Source organism: Staphylococcus sp. FSL W8-1207, from assembly GCF_038003745.1.
Taxonomy (GTDB): Bacteria; Bacillota; Bacilli; order Staphylococcales; family Staphylococcaceae; genus Staphylococcus; species Staphylococcus equorum.
In genome coordinates, this window is record NZ_JBBOPU010000002.1 from 354,555 (window position 1) to 373,473 (window position 18,919).

At 32.6% G+C, this 18,919-nt stretch carries 22 protein-coding genes and 1 riboswitch; of the genes, 14 read left to right on the forward strand and 8 right to left on the reverse strand.

Features of this window, described 5'->3' with window-relative positions; genetic code table 11:
* The first annotated feature begins 336 nt into the window (after window positions 1–336).
* The 9 genes from NSR03_RS11375 (at window position 337) to NSR03_RS11415 (ending at window position 9,874) form a co-directional block, all read left to right on the forward strand.
* The gene (locus tag NSR03_RS11375) at window positions 337–2,328 is read left to right on the forward strand and encodes a catalase (RefSeq protein ID WP_021339640.1); all 1,992 of its coding nucleotides are present in this window, start codon (window positions 337–339) and stop codon (window positions 2,326–2,328) included.
* 417 nt (window positions 2,329–2,745) lie between these two features.
* On the forward strand, window positions 2,746–3,099 hold the full coding sequence (locus NSR03_RS11380; protein WP_021339639.1) for a helix-turn-helix domain-containing protein: 354 nt from the start codon (window positions 2,746–2,748) through the stop codon (window positions 3,097–3,099).
* A 152-nt stretch (window positions 3,100–3,251) separates the two neighbouring features.
* A complete protein-coding gene (locus NSR03_RS11385) occupies window positions 3,252–4,184 on the forward strand; it encodes a LytTR family transcriptional regulator DNA-binding domain-containing protein (RefSeq protein ID WP_002511990.1) in 933 nt (310 codons plus the stop codon).
* Window positions 4,185–4,279: 95 nt separating this feature from the next.
* The gene (locus NSR03_RS11390; protein ID WP_064783255.1) at window positions 4,280–5,128 is read left to right on the forward strand and encodes an ABC transporter ATP-binding protein; all 849 of its coding nucleotides are present in this window, start codon (window positions 4,280–4,282) and stop codon (window positions 5,126–5,128) included.
* A gap of 1 nt (window position 5,129) precedes the next feature.
* Entirely contained in the window at window positions 5,130–5,837 is a 708-nt protein-coding gene (locus NSR03_RS11395; protein WP_021339637.1) for an ABC transporter permease, read from the forward strand.
* A 381-nt stretch (window positions 5,838–6,218) separates the two neighbouring features.
* A complete protein-coding gene (gene ahpC / locus NSR03_RS11400) occupies window positions 6,219–6,788 on the forward strand; it encodes an alkyl hydroperoxide reductase subunit C (protein WP_002506062.1) in 570 nt (189 codons plus the stop codon).
* 16 nt (window positions 6,789–6,804) lie between these two features.
* Window positions 6,805–8,328 carry an alkyl hydroperoxide reductase subunit F gene (ahpF, locus tag NSR03_RS11405; RefSeq protein ID WP_002511987.1) on the forward strand — a complete coding sequence of 508 codons (1,524 nt, stop codon included), beginning with the start codon at window positions 6,805–6,807 and terminating at the stop codon, window positions 8,326–8,328.
* Between the two features lie 347 nt (window positions 8,329–8,675).
* Complete coding sequence (locus NSR03_RS11410; protein WP_021339636.1) at window positions 8,676–9,293, forward strand: NDxxF motif lipoprotein; 618 nt, start codon at window positions 8,676–8,678, stop codon at window positions 9,291–9,293.
* Between the two features lie 365 nt (window positions 9,294–9,658).
* Complete coding sequence (locus NSR03_RS11415; RefSeq protein WP_002511986.1) at window positions 9,659–9,874, forward strand: hypothetical protein; 216 nt, start codon at window positions 9,659–9,661, stop codon at window positions 9,872–9,874.
* A 41-nt stretch (window positions 9,875–9,915) separates the two neighbouring features.
* Here NSR03_RS11415 and NSR03_RS11420 read toward each other — a convergent pair whose 3' ends face one another.
* On the reverse strand, window positions 9,916–10,494 hold the full coding sequence (locus NSR03_RS11420; protein ID WP_021339635.1) for a histidine phosphatase family protein: 579 nt from the start codon (window positions 10,492–10,494) through the stop codon (window positions 9,916–9,918).
* Between the two features lie 147 nt (window positions 10,495–10,641).
* On the opposite strand from NSR03_RS11420, the gene NSR03_RS11425 reads away from it, so the two are divergent.
* The gene (locus tag NSR03_RS11425; RefSeq protein ID WP_002511984.1) at window positions 10,642–11,007 is read left to right on the forward strand and encodes a DUF4870 domain-containing protein; all 366 of its coding nucleotides are present in this window, start codon (window positions 10,642–10,644) and stop codon (window positions 11,005–11,007) included.
* A gap of 94 nt (window positions 11,008–11,101) precedes the next feature.
* Here NSR03_RS11425 and NSR03_RS11430 read toward each other — a convergent pair whose 3' ends face one another.
* The 3 genes from NSR03_RS11430 to NSR03_RS11440 form a co-directional block, all read right to left on the reverse strand.
* Entirely contained in the window at window positions 11,102–11,728 is a 627-nt protein-coding gene (locus NSR03_RS11430; RefSeq protein ID WP_002506068.1) for a LysE family translocator, read from the reverse strand.
* A gap of 123 nt (window positions 11,729–11,851) precedes the next feature.
* Window positions 11,852–12,166 (reverse strand): DMT family transporter, encoded by a 315-nt coding sequence (locus NSR03_RS11435; protein WP_002511983.1) that lies wholly within the window; start codon window positions 12,164–12,166, stop codon window positions 11,852–11,854.
* Window positions 12,166–12,492: a DMT family transporter gene (locus NSR03_RS11440; RefSeq protein WP_002506070.1), complete on the reverse strand. Its 327-nt coding sequence runs from the start codon at window positions 12,490–12,492 to the stop codon at window positions 12,166–12,168. The genes NSR03_RS11435 and NSR03_RS11440 overlap by 1 nt, the downstream gene beginning before the upstream one ends.
* A gap of 51 nt (window positions 12,493–12,543) precedes the next feature.
* Window positions 12,544–12,641, reverse strand: a riboswitch (guanidine-I (ykkC/yxkD leader).
* A 300-nt stretch (window positions 12,642–12,941) separates the two neighbouring features.
* Between NSR03_RS11440 and NSR03_RS11445 the strand changes: the two genes are divergently transcribed.
* Complete coding sequence (locus NSR03_RS11445; RefSeq protein ID WP_021339634.1) at window positions 12,942–13,166, forward strand: hypothetical protein; 225 nt, start codon at window positions 12,942–12,944, stop codon at window positions 13,164–13,166.
* 207 nt (window positions 13,167–13,373) lie between these two features.
* Window positions 13,374–13,550 carry a hypothetical protein gene (locus NSR03_RS11450; RefSeq protein ID WP_002506072.1) on the forward strand — a complete coding sequence of 59 codons (177 nt, stop codon included), beginning with the start codon at window positions 13,374–13,376 and terminating at the stop codon, window positions 13,548–13,550.
* A gap of 70 nt (window positions 13,551–13,620) precedes the next feature.
* On the opposite strand, the gene merA is transcribed toward NSR03_RS11450, so the two are convergent.
* Window positions 13,621–14,943, reverse strand: coding sequence for a hypothiocyanous acid reductase MerA (gene merA / locus NSR03_RS11455; RefSeq protein ID WP_021339633.1), 1,323 nt, complete (start codon window positions 14,941–14,943; stop codon window positions 13,621–13,623).
* Window positions 14,930–15,364 carry a redox-sensitive transcriptional regulator HypR gene (hypR, locus tag NSR03_RS11460; protein WP_002511981.1) on the reverse strand — a complete coding sequence of 145 codons (435 nt, stop codon included), beginning with the start codon at window positions 15,362–15,364 and terminating at the stop codon, window positions 14,930–14,932. The genes merA and hypR overlap by 14 nt, the downstream gene beginning before the upstream one ends.
* Before the next feature lie 193 nt (window positions 15,365–15,557).
* Between hypR and NSR03_RS11465 the strand changes: the two genes are divergently transcribed.
* Window positions 15,558–15,932 carry a VOC family protein gene (locus NSR03_RS11465; RefSeq protein ID WP_021339632.1) on the forward strand — a complete coding sequence of 125 codons (375 nt, stop codon included), beginning with the start codon at window positions 15,558–15,560 and terminating at the stop codon, window positions 15,930–15,932.
* A 229-nt stretch (window positions 15,933–16,161) separates the two neighbouring features.
* Window positions 16,162–16,908: a poly-gamma-glutamate hydrolase family protein gene (locus NSR03_RS11470; RefSeq protein ID WP_021339631.1), complete on the forward strand. Its 747-nt coding sequence runs from the start codon at window positions 16,162–16,164 to the stop codon at window positions 16,906–16,908.
* A gap of 70 nt (window positions 16,909–16,978) precedes the next feature.
* On the opposite strand, the gene NSR03_RS11475 is transcribed toward NSR03_RS11470, so the two are convergent.
* Complete coding sequence (locus NSR03_RS11475; RefSeq protein ID WP_251470786.1) at window positions 16,979–18,112, reverse strand: BglG family transcription antiterminator; 1,134 nt, start codon at window positions 18,110–18,112, stop codon at window positions 16,979–16,981.
* Between the two features lie 110 nt (window positions 18,113–18,222).
* Window positions 18,223–18,837 carry a BglG family transcription antiterminator gene (locus NSR03_RS11480; RefSeq protein WP_226957286.1) on the reverse strand — a complete coding sequence of 205 codons (615 nt, stop codon included), beginning with the start codon at window positions 18,835–18,837 and terminating at the stop codon, window positions 18,223–18,225.
* Window positions 18,838–18,919 lie beyond the last annotated feature (82 nt).

Genomic DNA, 18,919 nt, shown 5'->3' on the forward strand with positions numbered 1-18,919 from the left:
CAGGTTATTTCTGTGCCAAAGAATATAGACAAATCAAATGCTTTTCAGCATTTGATTTGTTTTTTCGTATTTTTCTTTAAAAATGATAGTGCTTAGGTCGACTCCTACGAAAAAGTAAGTAGCCGAAGACCACAGTCTAAGCCTGTAATCGTGGAAAACGTGTACACAACTGCCAACAATCTCGGAATCTTGTCTATAATCAATCATATATAATCTTCCCCCTATACATACTATAATTTATAAATCATTTAAAATAATTCATTTAACTCATAGATATGTTTCTCTTTATCGTAACGTGGAAAATATTAAATGTACGTAAAGATAGGGGGTATTTTAATGAGCAACAAAAAGAAAGATCAATTAAATGAAGTAGAAAAAAACAATGACGATAAAGCAATGACGACTAATAATGGTGTCAAAGTAAGTGAAGATGAAAACACGTTAACTGTTGGTGAACGTGGTCCTAGCTTATTAGAAGATTTCCATTTCAGAGAAAAAATCATGCACTTCGATCATGAACGCATTCCAGAACGTGTTGTCCATGCCCGTGGCTTTGGTGCACATGGCGAATTTCAAGTTTATGAAGATTTATCGAAATATACTTCAGCCGACTTTTTAACTCACCCCGAGAAAACAACGCCCGTATTTGTTAGATTTTCCACAGTTCAAGGTTCTAAAGGCTCTCCTGATACAGTTAGAGATGTCCGTGGCTTTGCGACAAAATTTTATACAGATGAAGGTATTTTCGACCTAGTAGGTAACGATATACCAGTATTTTTCATACAAGATGCAATCAAATTCCCAGATTTAATTCACGCAGTTAAACCTGAACCACATAACGAAATGCCTCAAGGTGGTACAGCACATGATACATTTTGGGATTTCTTTGCTCAAAACCCAGAATCTACACATACCGCTGTATGGGCTATGAGTGATCGCGGTATACCTAAAGATTTTAGACAAGTCGAAGGTTTCGGTGTGCATACGTTCCGCCTTGTTAATAACGAGGGACAGTCTTATTTTGTTAAATTCCATTGGAAACCACTTCAAGGGCTAGAGTCTCTCGTATGGGATGAAGCACAAATGCTACATGGTAAAGACGTCGACTTTCATCGTAAAGATCTTTATGAATCTATCGAAAAAGGCGATTATCCTGAGTGGGAATTAGGCCTACAAATTATTCGTCCTGAACAAGAATTTGACTTTGATTTTGATATTTTAGACCCTACGAAGATTTGGCCTGAAGATGATGTTCCAGTACAAAGAGTTGGTAAAATGACACTAAATCAAAATGTTACGAATGTGTTTGATGAAACAGAGCAAGCCGCATTCCATCCAGGACATATCGTACCAGGTATAGACTTTTCTAATGATCCATTATTACAAGGACGTTTATTCTCCTATACAGATACACAAATCACGAGATTGGGCGGTCCAAACTTCAATCAAATTCCAATTAATCGTCCTGTAAATGAAGTACACAACAACCAAAGAGAAGGCATGCATCAAACAAGTGTAAACAAGGGACAAGTTGCGTATCATAAAAATGCATTGAATAATAATAATCCTCATACAACACCGAAAGAAGAAGGTGGTTATGAGCACTACCAAGAAAAAGTTGAAGGCCGCAAGATTCAAAAACGCAGTGAAAGTTTCAAAGATTATTATAGCCAAGCCAAACTTTATTTAAACAGTTTGACTCAGCCTGAATTTGATCATACAGTAGATGGCTTTTCATTTGAAATCGGTATGTGTAAATCGGTTATGGTTAAACAAAATGCTGTTAATCAATTGAACAAAGTTGACCGTACATTAGCCGAACGTGTAGCTAAAAATGTAGGTGTGGAAGTACCCACAGAAAATGAAGAAGTCCAATCAGATGCAAAAGATAGTAAACTAACAATGGAAAAATTCGGTATCCCATTAGCTGGACATTCTGTAGCTGTTGCAGTAAATGGCGATATTAGTGCTGACACGCTAAAATCATATGCTAAAACGTTCACTGAAAACAAATTGAACTACGCATTTGTGGGACAACATCCTAAAGATATCTCAGAAGACTACGGTATCACTGAAACATTTGATACTGCTCATCCAACTTTATTTGATAGCTTAATTGTACTTTCAGATGGTAGCGATATACTCCCACCTGTCGAGGAGTTTGCAGAACTCACTTATAAACACAATAAACCATTAATCGTTAACCAAACAGCTGCGACAAATTTAGCAGATGCCAAATTGAATCTAGCAGCACCTGGTGTTTTCGTATCGGATGACCCTAATACAATTGTGCAAGCTTTTGATAGAGCAAGATACTGGGACAGATAAAAAATTCACAAATAATCATTGAACACCAACACTGTTTAATTTAAATATATTATATTATTTTTGTTTAAAAAATAGCAGTAATTTGTGCCGACTCCTGCGGGAAAAGCACTAGCTGAAGACTACAGGCTGAGGCTGTGCCCGCGGAAAGCGTGCACAAAAAAAGTACCAACACTCTAGCTGCCTAAGTTATAACTTAGGCAGTTTTTTATTATAATGGAAGATAATGGGTATTATTACATTAAAGAGGTATTCACAAATACATTTCAACATAGTTCAACATGTTACATATTTAATTTTTTAAAAACTGCTTAAGATGATAAGCACGCGATTGCAACCTGCCGTTGCGGCAGACAATAACATTAGGTTCGTGACGCTGAACATGTAATATATTACCTTTAAACAAAGGATGTGGTTGTTATGGAAATTGGAAAAAAGATTAAAGAGCAAAGAGAGCAAAAAAATTGGTCGCAGGATGATTTAGCTGAAATACTTAACATTTCACGCCAAAGTATTTCAAAATGGGAATTAAATAAAGTCTATCCAAGCATTGATATGTTAATTAAAATGAGTGATCTGTTCGACATTTCATTAGACGAACTCATTAAAGGGGACAAGCAACTGAAACATACAATTATTGAAACATATCAGCAACCTGTTTCAGATGATAAAGAGAAACATCCTATGAATGGTTGGGAATTCCTAGCAGGATACTGGTGGTTGTTCTTCCCTGTTGCTGCAATGATTTGGTGGATAATACAATCATTCATGTAATCAAGTACTAACACCTTCTTTAGTAACTTTATACTTTTAAAAAATACGAGACCTATTTCAAACTGTAAATAGGTCTTTTTTCATGAAAATCTCACACATTATTACTATAGCTTGTTATACTGTTTTATAAATACACTATAGGAGTATTATTTATGGTTAAACATATAGAATTATTTGTAAAAGATAATAGATTGGTTGAACTTCAAAACGATTTAGCTACTATTGTCACAGAAGATGAGTTTCAAAATTCAATTATAGAACTCAATCAAGATACGAGCGGATTCAAGACATACACGCTTAAAGCACCACTACCAGAGCGACTATCAGTAAAAGAAATCATTAAATTTTGGTGTAAGTGGTACGATTCAAAATTATCCTTAGATACAGTCCTTTATGAATGTAAGTTATTCTCCTTCAATCACAAGAAAATTAAAAAGCTCACAACTTCTGAACTTAAACTCGTCCATTTAGCAAAATTATTCCTTGTACCTGAAACGAAATTTATTATTAAAGAACCTTTACAAAATGTCTCTATTGAAACAAAACACACCGTACTCAACTTACTCAATGAACTCAGCAAATACAATTCGATTATTACGTTAACAAATCACACAGAAGAAGCGTTACTTATCAGCAACAATTGTTATCGCCTTACTGAAAAAACATTTAAACCTATAGAAATATCACAATATGAACCAAATCATCAGCAAGATATAAACGACAGCAACCAATTAGAGCGTCAACAAATCAAACGTTTAACAGTTAAAACCAATGAAAAAACGTTATTTTTAGATCCTATCGACATTGATTACTTAGAAGGTCAAGATGGCAAAGTTGTTATACATGTAGGTAATGAACAATATACCCATGATACGACTTTACAATCTATTGAAAAAATTATTGTTCCTTACGGTTTTTATCGATGTCATCGTTCTTATATCGTAAACTTACAAAAAGTTAGTGAAATTATTTCTTGGTCTAAAAACAACTATTCGATACGACTCAATAATACTAAAGAAATACTAATTCCTTTATCTAGGCAAAAAGCAAAAGAAATAGAACGATTTTTCAATATTAATGAGTAACAATTCAACACTTATACGTTACATTTCACCTTCTTTTGAACGTCAGATCCGCGTGAACACGTTATGCTGAAGTTAATTCAAAAGGAGGTAATTTAATGGAACACATAATTGAAATGAATCATGTAACAAAATCATTTAAAAACAAAATAGCAATTAAAGATATGAATTTCACTGTAAAAAAAGGAGAAATTTTTGGTTTCCTTGGACCTAGTGGTTCTGGCAAGACAACAACAATTAAAATGTTAACTGGCACATACGATCCGTCTAAAGGTAGTCTAAATGTACTTGGACACAATGGTTCTGAAATAGGTGCAAGCAACTTCATGTCAAAAATTGGTATCCTTACAGATCACAGCACTGCTTATGAACGCCAAAGCATTTGGGATAACTTAAAGTTATTTGCCAAACTTAATCAACTACCATTACAAAAAGTTGACGAAGCTTTAGAATTTGTCGGTCTAACACAGGATAAAAAATCATTATTTAAAAACTTGTCTGCTGGTATGAAGCAACGTGTACTACTTGCTAAAGCAATCTTACATCAACCTGAGTTATTATTTTTAGATGAACCAACAGCATCTTTAGACCCTATGACAATTCAACACGTGCATAAAGGACTTAAAGCACTAAACCAACGTGGCACAACGATATTTTTAACAACGCATAATATGGAAGAAGCAAACGCATTATGCGATCGCGTGGCTTTTATAGAGTCAGGTGTACTCAAAGAACTTGATACACCTGAGAACTTTCGTTTTAATCATGCAAATCATACAATTAAAGTCATTCATAATAATAATCGAGAAAAAACCTTACCCATGACTACCGAATCCGCACAGTATATTACAGATATGCTCGAAGCAAATGATTTAAAATACATTTCATCTGATTTACCTACGCTTGGCGATGTTTTCTTGAAAATCACTGGAAAGGAGCTTGTTTAATATGAATATCACACGCTTATCAGCACTGTTAGAGAAAGACTTTAAAGAATCTATACGAAATCCTTCTATTATTTTCATGCCGTTAATGATCATATTAATCAGTATATTTTACAGTATCATTCCAACTACAAATGCAGTTCAAAGCGCACCGGCTGTAATGCAGTTCATCATAATTAACATGGCATTTGTTTTTGTTGCCACATCACCGCTTATCACAATGATCTCTGAGGAAAATGAAAAAGGTACATTGAAAGGCTTAGTAGAGTCGCCAGCATCTAATATTGAAATATTGTTATCTAAAGTCATTATCACGTTTATAATCACTATTATTACGACTATTATAAGCTTAATGATTGTGAACAGTAACGTGAATTTCGATTTCCAAACTTATTTAGGCCTTGCAGTCATGCTATGCTTTTACCTTGTACTTGGTTTAGTCTTTGGTTTGTTGTCTAATACTGTTGGTACTGCCACAACATTAATGATGGTGCCCTTCATTCTCTTTGGTATGACACCAATATTTAATACCTTAGAAGGTGTTATAAAATTAGGCTTTTTCGACAAAGTACTAGAAATATTACCTTTTGGCTTAATTTTAGAATTAGAAATCAATAACGCTAGCTTGAATCTACTATATCTTGTGATTTGGTTTATTCTTATTATGGTTTCCTTGTTCATTACTTATAAGTATAAATTCCGTAAACGTTAGTCGTTCACAAAATTGTAAAAAACACTCTAAAAAGCTGTGTAATTCATGTTTTCAAGCCATTTTAATAAATAATAAGCCTTTCTTCTCATTTTCATATGTTTAGTTGAGAATTGAAAGGCTATTTAATATGTAGAAAGATTATATCAATTATGTAAACGCTCTCTTTTTTATGCATATTTTCACTTACCACTAATGGTTCAAAAGCACACATAGAGCGTTATTTTACACTTTTGTATATAACCTTTCATCGTTGACTAGAATATATGAGCGTGCAATAATAGTAAGTGAAAGATTAGAATTATTACAATTAACAAACTATAATAATCTACTTAACTAATATTCTAATCAAAATTAGTTAATAAATCAGGAGGATGTTTTTTTATGTCTTTAATTAACAAAGAAATTTTACCATTCACAGCTAATGCTTATGATCCAAAGCAAGATGAATTTTTCGAAGTTTCAGATGAAAACTTAAAAGGTTCATGGAGTGTTGTTTGCTTCTATCCAGCAGACTTCTCATTCGTATGTCCAACTGAATTAGAAGATTTACAAGGACAATATGATAAATTACAAGAATTAGGCGTAAACGTGTATTCAGTATCAACTGATACGCACTTCGTACACAAAGCTTGGCATGACCATTCAGAAGCAATTAACAAAATCCAATACACTATGATTGGTGACCCTTCTCAAACAATCACTCGTAGCTTTGACGTATTAGACGAAGATTTAGGTTTAGCTCAGCGTGGTACTTTCATCGTAGACCCTGACGGTATTGTACAAGCAGCTGAAGTGAATGCTGACGGTATCGGTCGTGACGCAAGTACATTGGTACACAAAATCAAAGCAGCACAATATGTACGTCAACACCCAGGCGAAGTTTGCCCAGCTAAATGGGAAGAAGGTTCAGAAACATTACAACCTGGTCTTGACTTAGTAGGTAAAATCTAAGGAGGCATTGATTTAAATGCTTAATGATCAGCTAAAATCACAATTACAACAATTACTTCAATTAATGGAAGGTGACGTTGTACTAAGTGCAAGTTTTGGTACAGATGAAAAGTCTAAAGAATTAAAAGAATTGTTAGACGAAGTAGCAGAGATGTCATCTCGCATTACTATAGAAGAAGTTGACCTTAAACGTACACCAAGCTTTTCTGTTAATAGACCTGGTGAAGAAACAGGTATTACATTCGCTGGTTTACCAATGGGTCATGAGTTCAACTCTCTTGTTCTCGCTTTGTTACAAGTAAGCGGTCGTGCACCAAAAGAAGAACAAGCAGTTATAGATCAAATCAAAGCTTTAGACCGTCCGTTACATTTCGAGACTTTTATTAGTCTAACTTGTCAAAAATGTCCCGACGTTGTTCAAGCTTTAAACTTAATGAGTTTGGTAAATCCAAATATCACACATTCTATGGTAGATGGATCTATCTTTAGAGAAGAGTCTGAAGACATTATGGCCGTTCCTGCAATTTTCCTAGATGGAGAAGAATTTGGTAATGGACGTATGACAGTTCAAGATATATTAGCAAACTTAGGCAGTCAAGCAGATCCAGCTGAATTTAATGACAAAGATCCATATGATGTATTAATTGTCGGAGGCGGACCTGCAAGTGGTAGTGCAGCAATTTATACTGCACGTAAAGGTTTACGTACAGGTATTGTTGCAGATCGCATCGGTGGTCAGGTCAACGATACCGCTACTATCGAAAACTTTGTCACTGTTAAAGAAACAGATGGACCTAAATTTACTTCAGCACTCGAAGATCATATTAAACAATACAATATCGATGTAATGACTGGTATTCGTGCCAGCGATATTGAAAAAACAGACGATGGTATCATTGTCACTTTAGATAATGGCGCACAATTAACAAGTAAAACTGTTATTATTTCAACAGGTGCACGATGGCGCAAGCTAGAAGTGCCTGGCGAAGAAGAATTAATCAATAAAGGCGTTGCATTCTGCCCGCATTGTGATGGCCCATTATTTGAAAATAAAAATGTTGCTGTTGTAGGCGGCGGTAATTCTGGAGTCGAAGCTGCAATCGATCTTGCAGGTATCGTTAAACACGTAACGTTACTTGAACGTAACGCTACGCTGAAAGCAGACAACGTATTACAAGAACGTTTGGCTTCTTTACCAAACGTAACTATAATAAAAAATGCTCAAACAACAGAAGTTTTAGGTGACAGTGCAGTAACTGGTATTAAATATCAAGATAAATCACTTGGCGAAGACCATACTTTAGAACTCGAAGGTATTTTTGTTCAAATTGGTTTATTACCAAACACTGAATGGCTTGATAATTATGTTGAATTAAACCAAGCTAAAGAAATTGTAATTGATCGTAAGAATGCTACAAGCATCCCTGGTATTTTTGCAGCTGGTGATGTTACAGACGATCGCAACAAACAAATTATTATTTCTATGGGTGCTGGTGCAAATGCAGCATTAAACGCTTTTGATTATATTATCAGACATTAATCTCAAGCTCTAGATTAAATAGAACCCTTTTGTGGTTCTATTTTTTTATGCCCTTTTCCCTGAATATGAGTATTACCTTTGCGTTCTTATTCTTGTATCTATGTAATTAATTATTCATATTAGCTAACATTTTAAAATGAAAATCTAATGAATTTTTAAATTTATATGGCAACTATCCTCTTTTATTATTAATTTGTTCAATAGATTGTGCGTTTATTATTTAATTCATCATACAAATAGATAGCACTACATGATACGCTTAAGTTATAATTTTCTAAGAACATATGTAAACATACAATGGGACTGTTAAAATAGAATGACTTATTATTAAAGGAGCAATATTATTTATGAAGAAAAGTATACTTTTATCGTTAGTTTTGGTGCTAGCTGTCATACTCGCAGCATGTTCAAATGGTAATTCAGAAGATGAGGAACATAATGAACGCAATGCCCCTAAAAACGTGAGCAAATTAGCTGAGAAAGATATCTTCCATTCAGATAAAAAGGGTGAAGATATTAGTGAAGATGAAATGAATAAAGCGATTAAAAAATATTTAGATGTTAACTCACTTATTATTGATAATAAATACCTCATGCAATATAAGTTAGATAAACAAATAGGTACAGATACAAAAATCACTGATGCGCAAGAAAAACGTTTATCAAATTTATCGAATAATGCAATTAAAAATGATCTTCACTTTAAAGACTTCGTAGAAGATAACAACATGCCGAGCGGTTATAAAGATAATCTAGATGAAATTATCGCTTACTTTACATCCTTAAACAGTACAATTAAAAACGTTGATAAAGAAATTGAAGAAATAGATTACCAACCTGACAACAACCTCAACGTTGTTGACGTTCCTGCTAAAGTTGCCGGAAATGTTAATCATAAAAAGCAAAAATCAATTAAGAAATTCCTTGATGACAAAGGAATTGAAAGTGACGCAGTAGATAAATAGATGACAAATGGGAGTGAGACAACGAAATCTAATGTTTCTAACAAGATTTCTATTCCAGCTGCATTTGTGTCAAAAGATTGTTGTTTTAGCGCCATACTTTTCATTTATGTTTCATAATATTAGCTAAGGTTACAAAATGATGACATGTCACCTTTCCGTGGTGGCAAAGGCGTTAAGACTATTTTTTACTCAACCATTTATATACTCTGACTTATTCTCGTAAAAAACCTTACATGATTGTAAGGTTTTTTAATATGATTATCCTGTTTTTCTCAAAGCTTAATTTGTTAAGATATATACAAGTTAAGAAATACGTTATTAGAAGCACAGCCACTCATTAATAATTTTAAGGAGGCCACACTGTTATGATATTAACTATTTTAATAGGTGCCATGGCTGCTATTTTCATAGCTTTTAATCTCTTTGAGAAGAAAGAAAAATATGGCGTCGTTTCTTTTAGAACAATCGCGCTAAGTGTAACTTACGTCATACTGGCTGTTATTGTCGGAAGCTTTTTAGACAATATCAATACATTATTCCAAGGATTTCATGATAGCTTGACAGCAGCTAAAAAATATTAAACCTGAACCGACAATGTCGCAGTTCAGGTTTTTTGTTTGTCTTATATTTCAAGTTCATAGGGTACACAGTTTTCTATTTTTCTATCAATTACAGTTTCTTTTGTTTCATAGCGTAAATAAACAAGAAAACATCTGATTACGACCTGATGCGCAACGATTGCGATAGACTCTAAAGACGGATCAAGTTCTTGTTCAAAAAATTGTTCAACACGCTGTAATACATCCGAATAGCTTTCTCCTTCAGGGGCTTTTTGCGTAAAACTATGGCGAAAAGCAAGTAAATTATCATCATTAAAATAAGCATGATATTCGGGGTTTTGTTCAATTTCATTTACCATTTTGCCTTCAAAGATACCTAAAGAACGCTCTCTTAATAAAGGCGTTACACTTGCTGATATGTGCTTATCAAATATGGCATTATATGTTTGTCTCGTGCGAGTCAAATCAGATATATATACGTGCTCGATGTTCTTTTTTTCAAAGTAGCTTTGTAGTAATTGAGCAGAATGTACACCACTTTCTGTTAAAGGCACATCTAACTGACCACAAAAGTATTTTTTTCCTTGTTTTTTATCATAATTAGACTGTGATTCTCCATGACGAACTAAATAAATTTTCATAACGATTACCTCTTCTCTATTTCTATTTATAATCCAATATTTCATTATTCTTTTTCACGAAGCTCATATCTTACAATACTGTTAGATGAAGTAATATACCTATATTTCAATACTTATTCTTGTTATTATCCAATTGAGGTGATACAAATGAGCGAAAAAATGTTACATCATGACACACAAAGTGGTCGCGTATTAGCAGCAGTCAGTTATTTCAGTATATTCTTTGCACCAATTATATTACCTATTATCCTATGGATTTTTGCTGATAAACCTGCTTCAACTCATGCAGCAAAATCGTTATTTTACCATATTATAACGTATATTGGACCAATACTATTAGTTTTAAGCGCAGCGTTCGGAACTGCAATTATCGATCAACAGAACACTACAATTGCAATAATAGCAATTGTAGTAGCAATCCTCCTATTAGTTGTAACAATTTGGTACACTATCAAAAATATATATCGTGGTATCAAGATATTGATTTCTGAAGATGCTTATTTCCGTCCATAAAGCATTGCAATTTTCTAGAAATTCTATTTAGAAAGTGAATGAGGCTGAGACATGTATTTGTCCCAGCCTTCTTTCGTTATACTTTTAAGTTAAATCAGCTGCTTTTACTAAATAATAAACTGATAGATAAACCAATAAGGATGGCACCTACTGCATAATCAAACACCGCTTTTATTTTTCTATTTCCAAAAAGTAATTTGATATATTGGAATATGTATACGCAAAAAATAAACCAGATGAGAATAACTGTTGTTACTATTGCCGATAATATTGCAATTTGAGATGACACACCTTCGCCAGCAGTTATAAATTGCGGTAATATACTTATGTAATAAAGTAATGCTTTAGGGTTTAATATTGTGCTGATAAAACCTTGTCGATAAGAACTTAAATAACTAATCTGTTGTGCCTGCATTTGAGATGTTGAAAAATTCATGCTTTGACGTGCACAGATGATACTTTTAATTCCTAAATAAATCAGATAACATGCGCCTAAAATTTTAATCATTAGAAAGACATAATACATATTTGCCAAGATAAATATAATGCCAAATACTGCTAATAATGAATAGATAACGTGTGCTGACGTAATACCTAATGCGGCCATTGCGCCATTACCTTTACCTGAAGTAATTGAATTTTTCATTACTACAAAAAAATCTGGACCAGGAACAATAATAATCATTAATGTAATCGTAATAAATGCTGCAAGTCCTTCCATCACATGCACCTCCATCTTAACTACATCGTATCAATTCCGCTATGTCACCGCAATACACCTAGCCCATATTTCTTTTTACCAGCTGATTAGAACCCCCCTTTATTACTTCTTATTACTTCCACGTTAACTCAATAATTTCAAACCAACCGTACTAGCTAATATGACTGCAATACAAATTATTCTTTTGATATCGGTAGACTCTTTATAAAAAACCATACCCAATATCGCTCCGCCCACTGCACCAATACCTGTCCAAACTGCATACGCTGTACTCATAGGTAATTGAGTCATTGCCATAGATAAAGCTAAGAAGCTCAAACTAAAGAAACCTATCAATCCTATGACAGCAGATGTTTTTCGTGTATGCGTATAAGCATTTAAAAAGTTAATGCCTAACATTTCAAAAACACCTGCAATGATTAATAATATCCAAGCCATTATGCTTCTCCCCCTTTATCTGGTGTGACTAATTTCAAACAAATCACACCTAAAAGTAATGTTAAAATTAATATAATTTTTCCATAATTAACTTCCTGGCCAAAGAAAGCAAAATCAAATATAGTGACACCTGTTGTACCCAGACCAACAAATACTGCATAAGATGTACCCACTGGTAACATTTTGGATGCATCTATAAGCAAATAAAAACTTAAAAATATAGCTATAATTGTTAACATCCATTCTAGACCTGTCGTTGCATGTGTTAACCCAATGACCCAACCAACTTCAAATATTGATGCGATAATAATTTTTATCCAATTCATTCATATTCCTCCTATTAAAATAAAAAAGCCCGAGAGATAGTTATCACTACTATCTCCCAGGCTTTTATCCTTCCGTGTCACATTCAACATGTGGCTTCCTCTCGGACCAGTCCAACATTGAGTGTTGCGGAACCCTAGAAAGCTTTTATTTAATTCTCTGTATCATATCAATTTATCTTATAGACATCAAGCATAGCATTTCATTCTTACTCAATTTAAAATTATTATCATTTAAAAACGCTTACAAGAAACACTTAGGTGTCTTTTTACATTTTTATTTTAAAAAGTTTTAATTATTTAAGTCATTACCCTCTACATTTTATGAATTTTCATGTATACTATATATCAGATTAGAACTATTATAATCTAAATGCTTAATCAATGAAATGAATTCTCAATTAAAACAATCCGATTATTGGATTGAAATATAAAAAAAGTGAGGGATTACTATGCAATTATTAAATTACAAAATGCACAATGATGAACTCATCGCTACAGTGTTATCCGATAAGAAGCAAGTATTCAAATACACGTTTGATGTAAACACGCCGGAATATGAAATCTTAGATGTACTTGAAGAAATTAACGAATATGTAGACAATGGTCACCATCCATTAGGTTGTTCATTACTAAAAAATTATACACACGCGGATGTGAGTCAAAATAGTTTATAATATTGATCACACAGCAAAAAGATGAGTATTACTGTTCACTTAGAAACAGTAATTACTCATCTTTTATTTTTGCTTGTTAATCTTCATGAAAAATACTACCTTTAATTGAACTGTGCATGGTATATTGAGTTAGTTAACATCATATACCGGGTAAATACATAATAAAGATATTCAAACGTGATAAATATAGTTGGGGGGGGACGCAAAATGTTCTATGGTTCAATATTACTCATTATTCTTGGTATTGTACTATTAATTTTAAATAAACGCCTTTCAAAAAAAGGTGATACAAGTAAAAAACAAAGTTTTATTAGTTTCGGCGTGATGTCATTAGTTTTTGGTCTTTTTGGCCTTATAGGTGTTATTATTATGGCATTGACTTAATATTTATTGCATGTAAAAAGGTGATAGAGCCCCTCAAGGGGAATCTATCACCTTTTAACTTTCCACACTATTACATATCAAATAAATCATTAAATGATTCAACCATCGTTGGATGTGTATAAATATTATCTTTCAATACCTTATAATTTAACTTTTGATCTATTGCTAATTTTAATACATTAATGATTTCTTCTGATTCTAAGCCATATAATGTTGCTCCAAGTATTGTTTCCGTATCTTTATTCACTACTACTTTAAACAAGCCTCTTGGATCATTATTCACTTTATGTCTAGGGATAGCGTTAACTGGAAGTGCGTTTTCTATTACATTGTAGCCTTGATTTTTAGCTTCTTGACCAGTCAAACCTACACGTGCCATTGGCGGATCAATAAATACTGTATAAGGCACAGCGCCTCTATTTTCAGTAGAACGCACACCCGTTCCAAAGAGTTGATCTTTAACAATTCTAAAGTCATCTAAAGAGATATATGTGAATTGCATACCACCTTTAACATCACCGATTGCATAAACATGTTGCGCATCCGTTTGGAGATATTCATTCACTTTAATTTCTCCATGCTCACCAAGCGTTACATCCGTATTGTCTAAATCTAAATCCACATTAGGCTTACGACCAGTCGCTAACAGGACTGCATCCGCTTCATAATCTCCATTAGACGTATGCACAATAGTTCCAGATTCAGTATCTTCAAAGCGCTCTGTGTTCACATTGTATATGATATTTACACCTTTGTTAGCTAAATCTTTTTTAACTTCTGTAACTATATCATGATCTTCTTTAGGCATAATATCGTTGCCACGTTCAAGTACGGTCACTTGTGTATCGAAGTTAGCAAACATTGACGCAAATTCTAAAGCAATATATCCAGCACCAATGATGACTAATTGCTTAGGCTGAAAATCCAAACTCATAATCCCAGCAGAATCGTATAAATGCTGAGAACTTTCGACGCCTGTAATTGGTGGTATGACTGACATTGCGCCCGTATTAATAACGACATCTTCTGCATGCAATGTTTCCACTACATCCTCATTGTCATTTAATAACTTCACTTCATTGTTAGATTTGAACTTCGCAGTATAATCTAAGACTTCAATATTATTATCATCTGCAAGATTATGATAATTTTTATTATTCAACGCATCTACCACATCTTTTTTTCTAGAAAATGCTTTGTTAAAATCATTATGAGTTAGACCTTCGTGAACAAGCGTTTTTGAAGGAATACAACCAACATTGATACAAGTGCCACCATACATCTTTTTAGACTTCTCAATGACTGCTACTTTTTTACCTTGTGCTGAAGCAAATTTCGCTAATGTTTTACCACCTTTACCAAATCCTATAATCACTAAATCAAATTGTCTCATGAATATCCTCCTTCATTACATCATTTAATACATCTGTAATTGTTATAGTTTTATAATAATTTATTAATATATCATTTTCTTTTTGCTGAAACTTAGACATTGTAGTCCCTATTTCCCTGGAAATCTCACAATCACTACCTTCGTCACCTGTAAAAATACGTCCATCTGATCTTTCCTCATTAAATAATTCAAATAAGTCTGCCAGATTAACATCAGCGGTTACTTCATTAGCTTGATAACCACCATACTTCCCCCTACTAGCATCTAGGTAATGTTGATCATTTAACTTTCTTGTCACCCTGCGTAATTGCACAGGATTAATACATATCCGCTCTGATAATGAACCACTACTATAACGTGCATCTGAATGCTTAACTAGAAATGTTAGCAGATGGACTGCTATATTAAACTCTAAATTCATTCGCATCACCTTTAATTGTAACTTTTATAATTACATTAAAACATGTCTTGAAATTACTCGAAAGTTTTTTGCTTATACTATCTATATTCCCAATTACAGTAATATATATCTAACAATGTTATTGTTTTGCATTACTGACTACATTTAATATACTTATGTGCAAGGTGGTATTAACAATAAAGGAGATGGAGAAATGATTAAAAAATTAGATGAAGTTATGATATACGTATATGATCACGATAAAGCAATTGAATTTTGGACAAAAAACTTAAACTTTGTAGTAGTAGCCGATGACGAAGAAATGGGTATGCGCGTAGTAAAACTGCTTCCAGAAGACGATGCTCAAACTGCTATTGTATTGCAGGACAAAGCGAAAGTTGACGAAATGGACATGGGTGTCAGTACAACTACACCATCACTGATTTTCGCAACAACACAATTCGACCACTTATATGATCGTTTGAAATCTAATCAAAATGCAGTTGGAGACATTATGGATTTACCTATGGGTAGAGTCTTTAATTTTGCAGATGCCGAAAACAATTATTTCGCAGTTAAAGAAATATAATTCTACGATACTTTAAATGAACTTTGCTCATGATCTAGGACATAAATATATCCCTCCGCCTCAATTATGAAAACATACAACTTACCTTAATCTAGCATGTTCTTCCCATAATAATTGTAAATAACTGTTAAGTCGTAAGTAATGTAATTGTAATCAACACATAACCTGTATAACCCATTAAGTTTGTTATACTTTTATAGCCACTAAATATGTATTACAGGAGACAATTATGAAAAGAATCTTCCACTTGTATTTATATTATTTAATTATGTTAGCTATCGTTGCCGCTATTTTACTTTCTTTATATTTTTTATATGTGTGGAAAAACAATCAGCCGCAAAATCAAGACTATTATAAGAATTTCGAAGAACTGAAAGCTGACACAAAAGAAGATCGTGATTGGCAAATCAATTCAAAAACGACAAATAACAAAGATATATTAGTTACTGCTATTCATGGTGGCGGTATTGAGCCTGGCACTTCTGAATTGGCAAAAATCATTTCTAAAAAAGGTAACTTTAATCTATATAGTTTTGAAGGTTTATTAAAATCGAATAATGCTAAATTGCATATTACTTCGACTCGTTTCGATGATCCCAAATTAAAAGACATGACGAGCAAATCTGATGAAACGGTGTCTATTCACGGCATTCGAGAAGATAAAAAAGTTGTCTACATTGGTGGTAAAGATAAAGATATGGCCAAATCTATACGTAAGGAATTAGAAAATGAAGATTTTAATGTTGAAAATAGCCCTGATTATGTAAATGGCGATTCCAGCCAAAATATCATTAATAAAAATGATACAGGCTCAGGTGTTCAACTTGAGATTTCAACAGAATATCGTAAGTCATTTTTTGAGGACGATGAGCTTGGTCGCTCCACGAGAGAAAATCCAAATGATTACAGACAATCCATCTACGACTTTGCTGAAGCTGTTACAAAGGGCGTAAAAGAGCAAACAACAAAAGATTAGCAATAAAAAATCCAGGAAGTCTACCTTAATTAGAGTAGTTTTCTGGATTTTTATTGTTTTAAATTCATTATTAATAAATATCAAAGTACGTTTCTTTTAAATCTTTTTCATTTGACTGATTTAATAATTCTACTACTAAACTAAAATCATTAATAATATGACTAATCCTTTTGAAAATAGGTTCCATCTCAACTGTTGTTTGTGATTTTAAACCTAAACAAAAGACAAGTTGAACATCTTTGTCCCCCCATTGAATAGGTTTGTCTAATTTAACTATATAAATAAAAGATTGTTTAGCAGACGGTGTAACAGGATGAGGAACAGCGATAAGGTTACCATAAGCCGTAGTAGCTACTTCTTCTCGTTCATTAACTTTTTCAAAAAAGTCTGATTTTATATAATGCAATGCTTTTAAATCAGACTCAATTTCTGATAATAATTCATCTTTGCTTTCAACATTACTTTTAATCGCAAAAAGTTCAATTAACTTTTCTTTTTGTCCTACATTGTAGTTATCTATAAATTTTTTCAAGTTTAAAATATCTACATCAGTTAAAATTGTATTTACATAAATGACAGGTACAGAGAAATCTTTTTCCAGAGGAATTGTTGATATTATTAAATCTGTTCCTTGCAATTTATGTTCACTTAACTCATACAATTGTAATGAATTGGTTGTCGTGATTTCGTTACTAAAGTTTTCAATCAATTTATATTTTATTAGCTGTGAACTAGCCAAACCAGATGCACAAACAATAGTTGTATTGATTTTGTTATCCAGATTGTTCGGTTTTTTCAAAGCCAATTCAAAATGCAAAGCAAGGTAACCAATTTCACTTTCAGAAATTCTTATTTTGTATACTTCTTCAATTACTTTACTTCCTACTAAAGCGATATCAAATGAAAATGGATAGTTCTTTTTAATTTCTGCTAATAATGGATTTCTGATATTCATTTTATATTTATATCTCGTAATAGAAGTAGATAAATGTAAGCTTAGATTATTTCTCAATTCTTCTTCATCTGTTAAATCTAAGTGAAACACTTGTTTTATTCTTCTTAAAATATGCTCTATCAACATATTTAATTCTTTATTTTCATGAATATTAGCGTTTTCTGAAGTAAGACCTGACGTTAATATATGTGCCCAAATATATTGTTTTTCTTTAGTAGGTAATTGGATATTAAAATTGCATTCTATCATTTCTACTAACTGCTTAAAAAATTGATTAACATCTTCACTCGTTTTCGTATAGCCATTAAATATATTACCTTCATCTTTAATAATGAGTTTATGTTCAACCCTAAACAGTGCTATATATATATATGAACAACCAAATTTTCTAATTTCACATCAGGTATTGTAATGTTAAATCGATTGATTATTCCGATAATTTTATTTTTAAGTACATTTATTTCTTCGCTATCAAAAAGCTCATCCATAGATAACGGATCTAATAAAAACTCTGCAATCGCATATCTTTTCTGAAATTCATGTCCATCTATTTTCAACCCATGATATGGGCTTGTTATCAGATTCAAATCATGTTTTTCTAACTGTTCTCGTATCATTTTCAAGTCTTTCTTTATAGTCGTATCACTTACAAACATTCGTTCACTTAAATCGTCAATCTTTACATAGTTATCCAGTACAAGTAATTGACTAAATATATATCTAACTCTACTATCTTGATTATTAAAATTGAGAAGCTCATCTTTTAAATATTGATCATTTAGGAATAAATTGAATTTTTCTTTATTTTTTATTATCAATTTATATCCCACTGATTTCTTAGAAAAAATATAAAATCCAAATTCTTTTTCTGATTCATTTAATTCTTTCAAATCATTTCTAACTGTTCTAGGAGAAACACTCAAACTTTTACCTATAAACTCCCCAGAAATATAGGTGCTTGAATAATTATACATAAGCCGTATAATTTTTAAAGTTCTTTTGTTCTTTTGTTCATTCCCTCACTCCAATTACCTTACACTTTAGTATTGATTATAT